Genomic DNA, 14,606 nt, shown 5'->3' on the forward strand with positions numbered 1-14,606 from the left:
CGATTCCTTGCTTCGTCAGATCGATCAGAGCGGTCAGATCGGCGTCGCGAGCAGCGTCTGCACGCGCGACGTGTCGTAGATCACGCGCTTGGTCTTGTAGCGCAGGCCGTCGGGCGTGCGCACGACCGTGTCGTAGTACTTGCCGGCCTGATACACGTTCGATTCGCCGTTGCTGCGCGTCTGCACGACCACGTAGTTGCTCTCGGTATCGATTTCGCCGTCGCGCTCGGCGACGATCGTCAGGCCGGAGGTCATGTGCCGGTACGTGTGCTCCTCGTAGATGTTCGCGTGCCGCAGCGACACCACGCGGTCGCGCAGCATCCGCTGGTTCGTGCAGTGGACGATCCCGACCGGCAGCCCGAGATCGGCGTTCTCCTTCGGCACGATTTCGTACGTGCAGTCCTCGGTGAACATCTCCGGCCAGTGTTCGAGCCGATCGTTGTCGAGGTGCCCGATGTAGCGGTTCTGGAGCATGTAAATCTCGAACCACGTCTTCATGTCTTCCGTCATTTTCCTGCTCCCGCCTCAATAGCCCATCAGCTTCTGGTAGCCGACCCAGAACTTGCGGATCAGGCTCTCGGTGATCACCGTGTCCTGCTGGTCCGGATTGCCGCGCGACATCTCGATCACCGACGTCGCATCGGCGTCGCGCACCGTGCCGCGCTGCACGAGCTCGGTCGCTTCGGTATCTTCCATCGAGATGTAGCCGGCCGGCCCGACGAGGTTCGCCTGCTTGATGCGCAGCGCGCGCAGCTCGGGCGTGTCGTCCGCATAGCCGAAGAAGTGGAAGATCAGCTCGAAGTTGTCGGGCCCTTTCGGCAGGATCTGCCGCGCGACCAGCGTGTTGTGGATCTGCTGGATCACGAGCTGCGGGAAGATCGGCTGGATATGGTTGGTGCAATCCTCGTCGTATTCCGATACGAGATCGAGGATCGATTCGTCTTCCAGATGGAAGCCCTCGTCGAACGAACGGATGTTCTGCTGCTTGTATGCGGCCGACGTGTCGTCATTCGTCTTCGTCACCGTGATGATGCTGTGCAGCCCGTGATTCGCATCCGGAATCGAGCGCGCCTTCATCCCGACGCGGAAGATGTTGAAGGTCGTATGGAACAGGTGCAGCATGCTCGCGTGATACGGGTCCTTCACGTTCTCCATGTACAGCTTCCAGTTCGACTTCGAATACTGGCGCGTGCAGCCGAGATACTCGATCGGCTTGTGGAAGATCCGGTCGATCCACGGACGCATCTGCTCGCCCAGATACTCGGGCAGCGGCGCGACCGCGTCGCTGAAGGTCGCGAACACGAGCCCGCGATAGCTGTCGACGCGCAGCTTGCGCAGCCCGTGCTGCTTCGGATCGAAATCGGCCGGCATCCCGGTCATCCCCTTCTGGCCGCGCCGGAACGGCACGCCGAGCAGGTTGCCCTGGTTGTCGAAGCTCCACTGGTGATAGACGCACGTGTGCGAACTCGCGTTGCCGCGCGACTTGCGGCACACCTGCGCGCCGCGGTGCGCGCAGCGGTTCACCCACGCGGACAGCGTGCCGTCCTCGGCGCGCGTGACGACCACCGGCGTGTCGCCGACGAACGTGCTCTTGAAATCGCCGGCGTTCGGGATCTCCGCTTCGAGCGCGACGAAGTTCCACGTCGGCCCGCGGAAGATGCGTTCCTGCTCGCGATCGTAGACCGCCCGCGAGCTGAACACCTTGTACGGCACGCGCGAGCCGTCGTCGTGCGGAAAGGTCACGTCGGATGCGTCGCCGCGCTCCGCGAAAACGACGGGCGATTCTGTCTGCTCCATGTCGGACTCCTTGTCGATCCGTTGCGTTGAATGCATGGAGCCGATTTTTGAAAAGCTAATATTCAGCGTCTATCCGGAAAGTGCGATTGCGGCGGTGCAATATCCACTTTCGGCGGATTTCTGCGCTAGCATGACGGCACACGCGACCCGTCGCACGATCGCGACCCATTCGTCGGATCGAAGCGCGCGTCGCCCTACCAAGGCTGAGGCCCATGTCCCCAACGTCGTTCGAGCCGCTCGCGCTACGCGCGCACCGGCTGTTCGAATCCCGCGATCTCGACGAGACGCGCGAGCGGATCTCGCGCGTGATGCAGCCGCACGCGCTGCTGCCGAGCGGCCGCGTGCAGGGCGCGTCGCACATGGATTTCGTCAAGCTGGGCGGGCTCGGGATCGGCACGATCGCGTTCGGCGACGCGATGCGCGTGCAGGTCGATGCCGTCGACGGCTACTACCTGCTGATGTTCTGCCTGTCCGGCCAGGCCGAAGTGCGCGCGATGGGGCGGCAGCTCGGCGTCGACGGCCAGACCGGCGTGCTGTGCGCGCCCGGTGAACGCTTCGACGCGGTGCTGTCGGCCGATTGCGAGCAGTTCGTGCTGCGCATCGACGCGGCGACCGTCGGCTCGCTTACCGGCGACCCGCGCGCGACGCTCGACCCCGTGCTGCACGTCAGCGACGCCGCGCTCGCCGCGTGGCGTCAGCAACTGATGCTCGTCGCGCGGTCGCCCGAGCTGCTCGAACGCGCGAACGCGAACCCGCGCGTCGCGTCGCAGCTCGAGCATCTGCTGATCGACCTGCTGATCGAAGGCCATCCGCCGTCCATGCCGCAGGCGTCGCATCGCGACCCGGCGCCGGGCTTCGTGCGGCGCGCGCAGGAGTTCGTCGATGCGCACTACGCGCAGCCGCTGCAGCTCGCCGATATCGTCCAGGCCGCCAACGTGCCCGAACGGACGCTGCGCGACGCGTTCCTGCAATTCCGCGGGATGAGCCCGATGCAATATCTGCGCGCGACGCGGCTCGACCATGCGAGGGAGTTGCTGCGTGGGTCGACATCCGAGCGACGGATCGCCGATATCGCGCTCGATTGCGGGTTTACCCACCTGGGCCGGTTCGCGATCGCGTATCGGGAGAAGTTCGGCGAATCGCCGTCGGAAACGCTCGACGCCAGGCGCTGAAGCAGCCGTCCGCACACGCACTGCCCCACGCTGCATGCTGCATTTCGCGCGCCGTCCTGCCGATCGCCGTTCCCACCCTTCGCGCCTTCCGCGCATGAGCGCGGTCGCCCCAATCGACGGCCGGTCGCACTCGCGCAACGACCTCGCGTCGCGATCTACGCCGGCGGCCCGCGCCGCGGCACGGCGTTGCTCGCCGCATCCGCGGATGGCCGGCGCGCAGGGTCGAGCCGTGCCGCCGCGCACGCCAGCGCCCCTTCGATCCGTTCGAGCATCGCGCGCGTGGCCTCGCTGCGCGGGCTCGCGCGCAGCAACAGCCCCAGCCACTTCAGCCGCCGCGCGAGCATCGGCACGACCAGCGTCCGGACGATCAGCCGCTGATCCCGGTCCAACGGATCGAAACGCACGCATGCGTCGACGAGCGCATCGAGCGTGAGTACCACGTGAGCAGAACGCGTCGAGCCATTCAAGGGTCGATACTCCCGTCGCAGCAGGCTGCGAACCGTTATCCCGATCAAAACGCCTTCCAGTCGACGGCGCCGCCCGCGACAGGGGCGCTCAGCCCCGCCGCCAGCGGTTTCGTCGGTGCGACGGCAAGCGCGGATGCAGGCGCCGACGACGCCATGACCGGCGCATCGTCGGCATTCGGCGCGAGCTTGAACGCCGCCATCGCCGCCTGCAGGCGGCCGGCCTGCTCCTCGAGCGAATGCGCCGCCGCGGCCGCCTGCTCGACGAGCGCCGCGTTCTGCTGCGTCACCTGGTCCATCTGCTCGATCGCCAGATTGACCTGCCCTATCCCCTGGCTCTGCTCCCGCGACGCGGCCGCGATTTCGGCGACGATATCGGACACCTGCTTGATCGCGAGCTTCACCTGCTCCATCGTCGCGCCGACGCCCGTGGCCTGCCGCGCGCTGTCGCGGATCATCGACACCGACGCGCCGATCAGTTCCTTGATCTCCTTCGCAGCCGCCGCCGAGCGCTGCGCGAGGCTGCGCACCTCGCTCGCGACCACCGCGAAGCCGCGCCCCTGCTCGCCGGCGCGCGCGGCCTCCACCGCGGCGTTGAGCGCGAGGATGTTGGTCTGGAACGCGATGCTCTCGATGACGCCCGTGATGTCGGCAACCTGGCTGGAACTGCTGCTGATCTGCCCGATCGTCGCGACCATGCTCTGCACGGCATCGTTGCCGGCATCGGCCATGCCGGTCGCGCGCGTCGCCAGCGTATTGGCCTGCTGCGCGTTGTCGGCGTTCTGCTTCACGGTCTCGGTCAGTTGCGTCATGCTCGACGCGGTTTCCTCGAGCGACGCGGCCTGCTCTTCCGTGCGGGCCGACAGATCGGCATTGCCGCTCGCGATCTGGCGCGACGCAACCCCCACCGCTTCCGCGCTGCGCTTGATGCCGCGCACCGTCGCACCGAGTTGCCGATCCATCGTCGCCAACGCACCGAGCAACCGGCCGAATTCGTCGTGCGAGTCGACGTCGATCCGGTTGTCCAGCGACCCGCCGGCGATTTCGTCGGCCACGCGCACGGCCTTGCCGAGCGGCGTCGAGATGTGCCGCATCAGGTGCGCGGATACCCACGCCGCGACCAGCACGCCGATGCCGATCAGGCCGATCGCGATCCACAGGATCATGACGAAGGTCGACGCGCTGTCGTCGACGAACGACTTCGCCTGATCGATGTTCAGTGCGATGTCGTCGTCGAGCGCCTGCTTGAGCGCGCCGGCGGCGGGCGCCAGCCGGTCGATCGCCGCGGCGGCCGCGTCGCGGTCCCCGCCGCCCACCGCCGCGAGTGCCGCGTCCACGCCGGCCCGGAACCGCGGCAGCACGTCGCGAATCCGGGCCGCGATGCGGCGCTCCTTGTCGCTCGTGATCGATTGGCCGTAATAGCGGTTCCATATCGTGTCGAGACGGCGTTGCCCGGCACGCGTCTCGTCGATCCCGCTGCGGACCCGCGCGGGATCGCGCTCGAACAATGCCCCGCGCATCCGAAGCTGCGTCTCGAAGGTCGCGGCGCGAATTTCCGACAATTCGCTGATCGGCAAGGTGTTGTCCGTATAAGCATCATGGACGTTCGAATTCAGTCTCGACAGACCGAACAGGCCGAACACGCCGATGGCGACCATGAGCGCGACACACGCGGCAAGCGCGAAAAAGATCCTGAACTTGATGCTTTTCCCCAATCGGCTCACGCTGCTCTCCTCCACTGTTCCAGGGCGAAGCGGAACGGGAAATCCCGCGTCCAACCCTGTTTACGGAGAGCGACATGGCCGATTTATCGGCTGCCGGCAGGATAGAAAAAACCATGTGCGGCAATAATCGGCATGCGGCGATCGCTTTGTGTCGGCCGTCAGCCATCACGCCGATGGCACGATCATCTCCCGCGCAATCGCGCAGAACGCCGCCGTCGCGGCGCTTTCGCCGTGCAGCCGGCGGCTCATGATGATCGGCGACGTCGCGCCCGGCTCCGGCAGCCGCCGGTAGACCACGCCCTTCACGCGTACGCCCTCCACGCTCTCGGGCACCAGCGACACGCCGACCTGCGCGGCGACGAGCCCGAGCGCGGTCTGCAGCTCGCGCACCTCGTGCACGGCCGCCGGCACGACCGCGCCGTCGCGCAGCGCGGACAATTGCTGATCGGCGAAGCTCGGCCGCGGCGTGCTCGGGTAGACGATCATCGTCTCGTCGGCGAGATCCGCGAGCGTCAGCGGCCGGCCCGGATCGGCGAGCCGATGCCCGACCGGCAGCGCCGCGATCAGCTTTTCCTCGATCAGCGCCTCGCGCACCAGTTGGTCGTCGTCGAAGCGCAGGCGGCCGAACCCCACGTCGATCCGCCCGCCCTTCAGCGCGCCGAGCTGTTCGAGCGTGAACATTTCGATCAGCGACAGCTCGACGTCCGGCTGCGCCTCGCGAAACGCGCGGATCACGTCCGGCAGCGCGCCGTACAGCGTCGACGGCACGAAGCCGATCACGATTCGCTCCGACAGTTGCGCGAGCCGCCGCGTCAGCGGCCCCAGTTCGTCGGCCTGGTCGACCAGACGTTTCGCCTGCGCATGGAACACGCGCCCGGCATCGGTCAGTTTCAGCGGCCGCGCGCCGCGCTCGAACAGCGGCAACCCGATCTCCTCCTCGATCGCCTGAAGCTGGCGGCTCAGCGGCGGCTGCGTCATGTGCAGCCGCTCCGCGGCCCGCGTGATGTTCATTTCCTCGGCGACGGCGATGAAGTAACGGAGCTGACGCAATTCCATTTCATGCCTCAAAGGTATGGAAGTAGTCGGAAAGAGTGTTGGACGACGCGGGGCGGGAATTCCTACCATGTGCACCAACAGGAGGAATCGCATGATAGCAACTGCCGCCACCATCGAACGCATCGACACGCTGCTGGTCGACGTGCCGACGATCCGGCCCCACAAATTGTCGGTCGCGACGATGAATTGCCAGACCCTCGTGCTGGTCCGCGTTCGATGCACGGACGGTATCGAAGGCGTCGGCGAGGCGACGACCATCGGCGGTCTCGCGTATGGCGAGGAGAGCCCCGAAAGCATCAAGGTCAACATCGACACCTACTTCGCGCCGCTGCTGCAAGGCATGGACGCGACGCGCCCGGGCGCCGCGATCGCGCGGGCGCGCAAGCTGTTCCAGGGCAACCGTTTCGCGAAATGCGCGATCGAGACCGCGCTGTTCGACGCGCAGGCGCGGCGCCTGGGCGTACCGCTGTCCGAGCTGTTCGGCGGCCGGCGGACCGATGCGGTCGATGTCGCGTGGACGCTCGCGAGCGGTGATACCCAACGCGACATCGCGGAAGCCGAAGCGATGCTCGACGCCCGCCGCCATCGCGCGTTCAAGCTGAAGATCGGCTCGAACGCGGTCGCCGACGACGTGGCCCACGTGGTCGCGATCAAGCGCGCGCTCGGCGAGCGCGGCGACGTGCGGGTCGACGTGAACCAGGCCTGGAGCGAAACCGATGCGATCTGGGCCGGCGCGCGGCTGGCCGACGCCGGCGTGAGCCTCGTCGAGCAGCCGATCGCCGCGACCAACCGCGCGGGGCTCAAACGCCTCACGCAGCTCGCGCAGGTGCCGATCATGGCCGACGAGGCGCTGCACGGCCCCGTCGATGCGTTCGCGCTCGCGCAGGATCGCGCGGCCGACGTGTTCGCGGTGAAGATCGCGCAGTCGGGCGGCCTGCAGGGCGCGGCGAGCGTCGCGTCGATCGCGGCGGCGGCCGGCATCGAACTGTACGGCGGCACGATGCTCGAAGGCGCGGCCGGCACGATGGCGTCCGCGCAACTATTCAGCACGTTCGACTCGCTGAAATGGGGCACCGAACTGTTCGGCCCGCTGCTGCTCACCGAGGAGATCCTCGTCGAGCCGCTGCGCTACCAGGATTTCAAGCTGCATCTGCCGGCGACGCCCGGCCTCGGCATCACCTTCGACTGGGCCCGCATCGAACGGATGCGACGCGACGCCCGCTGATCCCCACACGACAACCGACACCGGAGACACAGATGAACAAGCAAGCCATCGACGCCCTGCTGAAGACCTTCGACGACGCCGCGGAAAAGCCCGGCAACCCGCGCGTGCGCGCGATCGTCAACCGGATCGTGAAGGACATCTGCTACACGATCGAGGACTTCGACGTGCAGCCGAGCGAATTCTGGACGGCCCTGAACTACCTGAACGAAGCCGGCCGCGAATTCGGGCTGATCGCCGCGGGCCTCGGCCTCGAACGCTTCCTCGACGTGCGGATGGACGAAGCCGAGGCCAAGGCCGGCATCCAGGGCGGCACGCCGCGCACGATCGAAGGGCCGCTGTACGTCGCCGGCGCGCCGGAATCGGTCGGCCACGCGCGGCTCGACGACGGCACCGATCCGGGCCAGACGCTGATCATGCGCGGCCGGGTGCTCGGCCAGGACGGCGCGCCGCTCGCGAACGCGCTGGTCGAGGTGTGGCACGCGAACCATCTGGGCAATTACTCGTACTTCGACGCGTCGCAGCCGGCGTTCAACCTGCGCCGCTCGATCCGCACCGATGCCGAAGGCCGCTACAGCTTCCGCAGCGTGCTGCCGGTCGGCTACAGCGTGCCGCCGGGCAGCAAGACCGAGCAACTGCTCGATCAGCTCGGCCGCCACGGCCATCGTCCGGCGCACATTCACTTCTTCGTTTCGGCGGACGGTTATCGTAAGCTGACGACGCAGATCAACATCGACGGCGATCCGCACCTGTGGGACGACTTCGCGTTCGCGACGCGCGACGGGCTGATCCCGCCGGTCAAGCAGGCGGAGGGCGCGGAAGGCAAGCCGTATGGCGTCGACGGGCAGTTCGCGCTGATCGACTTCGACTTCACGCTGCTCAAGGACAAGCAGGACGTGCCGGGCAGCGAAGTCGAGCGGGCCCGCGCGCAGGCGTGAGCGCCCTTCCCGTTCGACGAATCGACAACGCAAGGAGTGCAGGATGCTGTTTCATGTGGAAATGACCGTTCGCCTGCCGGCGGACATGGATCCGGTCAAGGCGGCCACGCTGAAGGCCGAAGAAAAGGCGATGTGCCAGCGGCTGATGAACGAAGGCACGTGGCGCCATCTGTGGCGGATCGCCGGGCAGTATGCGAACGTCAGTATTTTCGACGTCGAAAGCGTGCAGCAGCTGCATGACGTGCTGAGCCAGCTGCCGCTGTTTCCGTATATGGAGATGGAGGTGCGGGCGCTGTGCCGGCATCCGTCTTCGGTGCGGGACGACGATCGGTAAGCAGCGATGAATCGCGGCCGTGCCCCACGGCCGCGAAATGGCACGAGATGCCACGAGAAGCACGACCCGGGCGGCCGGCGATGTCACGCAGGCCGCCCGGGTCGTTTGCATTCCGCGTCCGGCATCTTGCGTATGGCGGCGGTTGTCCGTGCCGCCCTGCGTCGGGGTGTGCAGTAACCGTCAGGCGGTCACGTGTGCGGCGAACCCCACCTTCCCCGGCGCGATGTCCTCCTTCAACGTCAGCGCCGGAATCTCGTAATCGCCCGCGTTCTGCCGGCGAAACGGAATCGGCGGCGTGGTCCACAGAGCGTCGAGACGCTGGCCGAGCGCCGTACAGGTTTTGTCGAAGCGCGCGGCGTTCATCTTGCCCGTCTGATAGATCACGAACGGCGGCAGCACGTCGAATCCCGGGTAATACAGCACGCCGTGCTGGATCGGAAACAGCAAGTCGTCGATCGGCCCGTTGATGCCGCGCGGGCTGTAGTGCGACTCCCACCCGCCCGTCGTGACGACGATCATCGCGCGTTTGCCGGCCAGCGAACCTTCGCCGTAGCGATCGCCCCAGTGCGTATCGGAATGCTCGCCGACGCCGTACGCAAAACCGTACGCGTACACGCGCTCGAACCAGCCCTTCATGATCGCCGGCATCGAGAACCACCACAGCGGAAACTGCAGGATCACCGCGTCGGCCCACGTCAGCTTGTCCTGCTCGCGCGCGATGTCGTCGCTTTGCGTACCCGCCGCGAACGCGCGCCGCGAATCGAGCGACGGATCGAACCGCGCGTCGGGCGCGCGATCGGTCACGTCGTTCGCGTCCAGCACCGCCTTCCAGTTCATCGCATACAGGTCGCTCACCTGCACCGCGTGGCCGGCCGCTTCGAGATGCGCGACGGCGAAATCGCGCAGCGCGCCGTTCAGCGAACGCGGTTCGGGATGGGCATACACGATCAGCACATTCATCTTCGTCACTCCGTGGATTGAATGACTGCAGGATGCGGCCTCCGACGGTATATTTGAAATGAATTCCTGATATTTCAGGTATAGCCATGAATAATCTCAGAAGGCTCGATCTGAACCTGCTCGTCACGCTGGACGTGCTGCTCGCCGAGCACAACGTCACGCGCGCGGCCGAGAAGCTGAACATGTCGCAGCCGTCGGTCAGCGTGCAGCTGCAGAAACTGCGCGACGTGTTCGGCGATCCGCTGCTGCTGCCCGGGCCGCGCGGAATGCGGCCGACCGCACGCGCGGAAGCGCTGCGCGAGCCGTTGCGCGATGCGCTCGAAGCGGTCGAGCGCGCGGTGATTCCGGCCACGCCGTTCGATCCCGCGACCGCAACGAACACGTGGCGCGTGGCCGCGACCGACTACGGCGAATCGACGATCGTGCTGCCCGCGCTGCACACGCTGCGTTCGGCCGCGCCCGGCACGCGGCTGGCCGTCGTCGAACTGGTGCCGCCACGCATCGAGCAGGATGCCGAACGAAACGGCATCGACCTGGCCTTTCATACGACCGAAGGGTCGCCACCGGACATGCGGCGCCTGCCGCTGTTCGTCGAGCGCTACGTGCTGATCGGCCGCGCCGGCCACCCGAAGCTGAAGCGGCGCCCCACGCTCGCGCAGTTCGGCACGCTCGAGCACGTGATCGTGTCGCCCGACGGCGGCGGCTTCTTCGGCGTGACGGACGAAGCGCTCGCGAAGGTCGGGGCCACGCGGCGCGTCGTGCTGTCGGTGCCGCACTTCCTGTTCGTGATGTCGGCCGTCGCGAGCACCGATCTCGTCGCGATGCTGCCCGAGCGGCTGGTGCGCGACGTGCCGGCGCTGCGCGTGGTGGACGCACCGGTCGAGGTGCCCGGCTATGAAATGTCGATGCTGTGGCACGAGCGCGTGCATCGCGATCCGGCGCATCGGTGGCTGCGGGAGACGATCGCGGCGGCGGTGTAGATCGTCCGTCTGATCGACGCGATCGCCCGCATCGATCGCCGATGCACGAAATCCTGCATTCGGGGCTTGAAACCGCGCCGAACACTGTATATATTTACAGTGCTTTTGCACCATTTGACCCGAATTCCGTCATCCACAGACGAACGGACTTTTGTGAGGCGACCATGTTCCAGGCTTCCGCATTCGATCCCGAGCAACCCGGCTTCAATCCCGTCCACTTCGAGCGCGCCGCGCAGCGGGCGGTCGTCGATCTGCAGCGTGTCGTCGGCGGCCCCGCGCAGCGGGCGCTGGGCCTGCGCCGCCGCACCCATCCGGCGGCCGTGCGCACGATGAGCTGGCAGGCGCTGCTGAACGTCGAGGAGCTGGCGTTTTCGAATGCCGGGTTCCTGAACCGCAACGATCCGACCGTCGTCGACGCGTTCATCCGGCTGCGCGACAGCCGGCTGGTCGCCGCGGACGTCGAGGAACCGGTCGACTGGCACCGCGACGACGACGATCTGCCGGCCGTCTACCTGATCGTCAAGGCGATGCTCGAAGCGGAAGCGGAAGAGCGGGCCGAAGCGGCCTGAGTCGCGCCGGTCGGTCGCGGGCACGGTCTGCGGGTGCGCGCCGCCACGTTGCGTGGTGGCGCCATCGGCGCCGCGGTTCGTCATGGTTGCCGCGCCCGCGAATGGGCGCATCAGTCCGCCAACCGTCGCGCACACTGATCATCGCCACGCGACGATCATCCGAATCGGCCACCGCAACGGCCGCCCGTTACAACCGCGCCGCCAGCCGCGCACCCTGATCGATCGCACGCTTCGCATCGAGTTCGGCGGCCAGCTCCGCGCCGCCGATCAGGTGCACCGAGCGCCCGGCCGCCTGCAGCGGCGCCAGCAACGCGCGCTGCGGCTCCTGCCCCGTGCAGAGCACGATCGTATCGGCTTCGATCAGTTCGTGATCGGTGCGCTGCTCGCCGTACGACACATGCAGCCCGCGCGCGTCGATCCGTTCGTAGTTCACGCCGCCGATCATCTTCACCTGTTTCATCTTCAGCGTCGCGCGGTGAATCCAGCCGGTCGTCTTGCCGAGCCCCTTGCCGAGCGGCGCGGCCTTGCGCTGCAGCAACGTCACTTCCCGCGCGGGCGCCGACACCTGCGCCCGCGTCACGCCGCCGCGCGTCGCGGCCGGGTCGGTCACGCCCCACTCGGCCTTCCATTCGTCCAGATCGAGCGCCGGCGACTCGCCGTCCTGCACCAGATATTCGGCGACATCGAAGCCGATCCCGCCCGCGCCCACCACCGCGACCCGCCGGCCGACCGGCTGCTTGCCCGCGAGCACGTCGATATAGCTGAGCACGTTCGGCCCGTCCTGCCCCGGAATCTTCGGGTCGCGCGGCGCGACGCCGGTCGCGAGCACGATCTCGTCGTAGCCGCCCGCGATCAGGTCGCTCGCGTCGACGCGGCGGTTCAGGTGCAGCTTCACGCCGGTCAGCTCGACTTGCCGACCGAAGTAATTCAGCGCTTCGTGAAACTCTTCCTTGCCCGGAATTCGCTTCGCCATGTTGAACTGGCCCCCGATCTCGGCCGCGCCGTCGAACAGGTCGACCTGATGGCCGCGCTGCGCGAGCACCGTCGAGCACGCGAGCCCGGCCGGCCCCGCGCCGACCACCGCGATACGCTTCGGCTGCGACGCAGGCGTGTATTTCAGCTCGGTCTCGTGGCATGCACGCGGATTCAGCAGGCACGACGCAATCTTGTTCTTGAACGCATGATCGAGGCACGCCTGGTTGCAGCCGATGCAGGTATTGATCTCGTCGGCACGGCCCTGCGCGGCCTTGACGACGAACTCGGCATCCGCGAGCAGCGGGCGCGCCATCGACACCATGTCCGCGCAGCCGTCCGCGAGAATCTGCTCGGCCACTTCGGGCCGGTTGATCCGGTTGGTCGTCACGAGCGGGATGCCCACTTCGCCCTTCATCTTCTTCGTCACCCACGCGAACGCGCCGCGCGGCACCGACGTCGCGATCGTCGGCACGCGCGCCTCGTGCCAGCCGATCCCGGTGTTGATGATCGTCGCGCCCGCGCGCTCGACCGCCTTCGCGAGCTGCACGGTTTCGCGCCAGTCGCTGCCGTCCGGAATCAGGTCGAGCATCGACAGCCGGTAGATCAGGATGAAATCGCGGCCGACCGCTTCGCGCGTGCGCTCGACGATCTCGATCGGCAGGCGGATGCGGTTCTCGTACGCACCGCCCCACTCGTCGCTGCGCTTGTTCGTGTGCATCGAGATGAACTGGTTGATCAGGTAGCCCTCGGAGCCCATGATCTCGACGCCGTCGTAACCGGCTTCGCGGGCCAGCTTCGCGCAGCGCACGAACGCGCGAATCTGCCGCTCGACGCCGCGCGCGCTCAGTTCGTGCGGCGCGAACGGCGAGATCGGCGACTTGATCTTCGACGGCGCGACCGCGAACGGGTGATACCCGTAGCGGCCCGTATGCAGGATCTGCAGCGCGATCTTGCCGTCCTCCGCGTGCACGGCGCCGGTGATCTCGCGATGCCGGCGCGCGGCGGCCGACGTCATCAGCGTGCCGCCGAACGGCTTGGTCCAGCCGGCCACGTTCGGCGCGAAGCCGCCCGTTACGATCAGGCCGACCCCGCCGCGCGCGCGTTCGGCGAAATATTCGGCGAGGCGCGGCAGCGTCTTGCGGCTGTCCTCGAGGCCGGTATGCATCGAGCCCATCAGCACGCGATTCTTCAGCGTCGTGAAGCCGAGATCGAGCGGGGCGAGCAAGTGGGGAAAGGGTGTCGTCATGATGAGTCGGCCAATAAGCGATGGCTGCCATCGTAGGCGCGCGCCGCCTTGAACGTGAGGGGGCAAACAGCCATAATGCTTGTCATTTCCGGCCAAATCGACATGACTTCCCCGTCTCGCAAGGATCGCCTCGGGCTACGCCGGCCGACGATTCCGGTCGCCTATACGCGCCTGCTGCTGCAGGCGCTGGCCGCGCGCGGCGTCGACCTGGCGGCCGTGCGCGCCGGCACGGGCCTGCGCGACGCGGTGCTGGCCGAACCGGACGCGCGCGTCGCGCCGTCGCAATGGGGGCGGCTCGTGCTCAACGCGATCGAAATCGGCGGCGATCCGGGCATCGGGCTCGCGTTCGGGCTGCTGCTGAAGCCGACCGTGCACGGCTTTCTCGGTTATGCGACCTTGACCGCGCGGGACATTCGAGAAGCGCTGTCGGTCACGCAGCGCTACTTCCGGATGCGCAATCGCCAGTACCGGCTGACCTATGCGGAAGACGAACGCGGCGCGACGCTCGAGTTGCACGGCGTGCAGGCGAATCCCGTCCTCCAGCATCACGTGATGTTCGAATTCGTGCTGACCGGGCTCGCACAGAACATCTCGCAATGGTCCGGCCGCGCGTCGCCGCCGATCACGCTGCAATTCGCATGGCCGGAACCCGCGTATTTCGCGCGCTATCGCGACCAGTTGCCGCCGGTGGCATTCGGCTGCGCGGCCAACGCGCTGTGGATCGCGCGCGATGCGCTCGACTGGCCGCTACCGCTCGCCGACGAGGTCGCGCACCGGCAGGCGCTCGTGCAGGTCGAGCGCGAATATGCGCAGGTGCGGCAGGAGGAAGGCGATCTGGTCGAGCGCGTGCGCGCGGAGCTGGCGCGCGCCGCCGGCGATTATCCGGGGCCGGACACGCTCGCCGATGCGCTGCTCGTGTCGACGCGCACGCTGCGGCGCCGGCTGGAGGAAGCCGGATCGAGCTATCGGCAATTGCTCGACGAAGCGCGGTTTCGCGACGCGAAGCAGTTGCTCGCCGCGTCGGATCTCGATCTGAAAACGATCGCCGAGCGGCTGCAATTCACCGACCCGGCGAACTTCACGCGTGCGTTCCGGCGCTGGGCCGGGCAGACGCCGAGCGCGTTCCGTGAAGCGGCTGCGGGAGCGGCACGCGCATGACGCGCGCCGCG

General features: G+C 67.4%; 14 protein-coding genes. 7 read left to right on the forward strand and 7 right to left on the reverse strand.

Annotated elements, in window-relative coordinates; genetic code table 11:
- Window positions 1-33: 33 nt before the first annotated feature.
- Both andAd and andAc read right to left on the reverse strand, forming a co-directional pair.
- Entirely contained in the window at window positions 34-510 is a 477-nt protein-coding gene (gene andAd / locus DFS13_RS32115) for an anthranilate 1,2-dioxygenase small subunit AndAd (RefSeq protein WP_006490977.1), read from the reverse strand.
- Window positions 511-525: 15 nt separating this feature from the next.
- Window positions 526-1,797 carry an anthranilate 1,2-dioxygenase large subunit AndAc gene (gene andAc, locus DFS13_RS32120; RefSeq protein WP_006496020.1) on the reverse strand — a complete coding sequence of 424 codons (1,272 nt, stop codon included), beginning with the start codon at window positions 1,795-1,797 and terminating at the stop codon, window positions 526-528.
- Between the two features lie 212 nt (window positions 1,798-2,009).
- Here andAc and andR point away from each other — a divergent pair, with 212 nt between their 5' ends.
- Window positions 2,010-2,969, forward strand: a complete 960-nt coding sequence (andR, locus tag DFS13_RS32125) for an anthranilate 1,2-dioxygenase regulatory protein AndR (RefSeq protein WP_006490985.1) — start codon at window positions 2,010-2,012, stop codon at window positions 2,967-2,969.
- A 155-nt stretch (window positions 2,970-3,124) separates the two neighbouring features.
- On the opposite strand, the gene DFS13_RS32130 is transcribed toward andR, so the two are convergent.
- The 3 genes from DFS13_RS32130 to DFS13_RS32140 all read right to left on the reverse strand — a co-directional run bounded on the left by DFS13_RS32130 (window position 3,125) and on the right by DFS13_RS32140 (window position 6,213).
- On the reverse strand, window positions 3,125-3,436 hold the full coding sequence (locus tag DFS13_RS32130; RefSeq protein WP_012493170.1) for a hypothetical protein: 312 nt from the start codon (window positions 3,434-3,436) through the stop codon (window positions 3,125-3,127).
- Between the two features lie 44 nt (window positions 3,437-3,480).
- Entirely contained in the window at window positions 3,481-5,157 is a 1,677-nt protein-coding gene (locus tag DFS13_RS32135; protein ID WP_060212972.1) for a methyl-accepting chemotaxis protein, read from the reverse strand.
- Between the two features lie 165 nt (window positions 5,158-5,322).
- Window positions 5,323-6,213, reverse strand: coding sequence for a LysR family transcriptional regulator (locus DFS13_RS32140; RefSeq protein ID WP_006484368.1), 891 nt, complete (start codon window positions 6,211-6,213; stop codon window positions 5,323-5,325).
- Between the two features lie 91 nt (window positions 6,214-6,304).
- Between DFS13_RS32140 and DFS13_RS32145 the strand changes: the two genes are divergently transcribed.
- Genes DFS13_RS32145 through catC form a run of 3 tightly spaced genes read left to right on the forward strand, consistent with a single transcriptional unit; the run spans window position 6,305 to window position 8,707 of the window.
- The gene (locus tag DFS13_RS32145; protein ID WP_058902842.1) at window positions 6,305-7,438 is read left to right on the forward strand and encodes a muconate/chloromuconate family cycloisomerase; all 1,134 of its coding nucleotides are present in this window, start codon (window positions 6,305-6,307) and stop codon (window positions 7,436-7,438) included.
- Between the two features lie 32 nt (window positions 7,439-7,470).
- Window positions 7,471-8,373, forward strand: a complete 903-nt coding sequence (gene catA / locus DFS13_RS32150; protein WP_006496024.1) for a catechol 1,2-dioxygenase — start codon at window positions 7,471-7,473, stop codon at window positions 8,371-8,373.
- 43 nt (window positions 8,374-8,416) lie between these two features.
- Window positions 8,417-8,707, forward strand: coding sequence for a muconolactone Delta-isomerase (gene catC, locus DFS13_RS32155; RefSeq protein WP_006484359.1), 291 nt, complete (start codon window positions 8,417-8,419; stop codon window positions 8,705-8,707).
- Between the two features lie 180 nt (window positions 8,708-8,887).
- Here the strand turns inward: catC and DFS13_RS32160 are convergent, their stop codons facing one another.
- Window positions 8,888-9,667, reverse strand: coding sequence for an NAD(P)H-dependent oxidoreductase (locus DFS13_RS32160; protein WP_060212980.1), 780 nt, complete (start codon window positions 9,665-9,667; stop codon window positions 8,888-8,890).
- An 86-nt stretch (window positions 9,668-9,753) separates the two neighbouring features.
- Between DFS13_RS32160 and DFS13_RS32165 the strand changes: the two genes are divergently transcribed.
- On the forward strand, window positions 9,754-10,647 hold the full coding sequence (locus DFS13_RS32165) for a LysR family transcriptional regulator (RefSeq protein WP_006484342.1): 894 nt from the start codon (window positions 9,754-9,756) through the stop codon (window positions 10,645-10,647).
- A 164-nt stretch (window positions 10,648-10,811) separates the two neighbouring features.
- A complete protein-coding gene (locus DFS13_RS32170) occupies window positions 10,812-11,216 on the forward strand; it encodes a DUF2471 family protein (protein ID WP_006484347.1) in 405 nt (134 codons plus the stop codon).
- Window positions 11,217-11,403: 187 nt separating this feature from the next.
- On the opposite strand, the gene DFS13_RS32175 is transcribed toward DFS13_RS32170, so the two are convergent.
- Window positions 11,404-13,437 carry an NADPH-dependent 2,4-dienoyl-CoA reductase gene (locus DFS13_RS32175; RefSeq protein ID WP_060212634.1) on the reverse strand — a complete coding sequence of 678 codons (2,034 nt, stop codon included), beginning with the start codon at window positions 13,435-13,437 and terminating at the stop codon, window positions 11,404-11,406.
- Between the two features lie 75 nt (window positions 13,438-13,512).
- Between DFS13_RS32175 and DFS13_RS32180 the strand changes: the two genes are divergently transcribed.
- Window positions 13,513-14,595, forward strand: coding sequence for an AraC family transcriptional regulator (locus tag DFS13_RS32180; RefSeq protein WP_059722539.1), 1,083 nt, complete (start codon window positions 13,513-13,515; stop codon window positions 14,593-14,595).
- The last annotated feature ends 11 nt before the right edge of the window (window positions 14,596-14,606 follow it).

The organism is Burkholderia sp. 28_3 (genome assembly GCF_003253915.1).
Lineage (GTDB): Bacteria > Pseudomonadota > Gammaproteobacteria > Burkholderiales > Burkholderiaceae > Burkholderia > Burkholderia cenocepacia.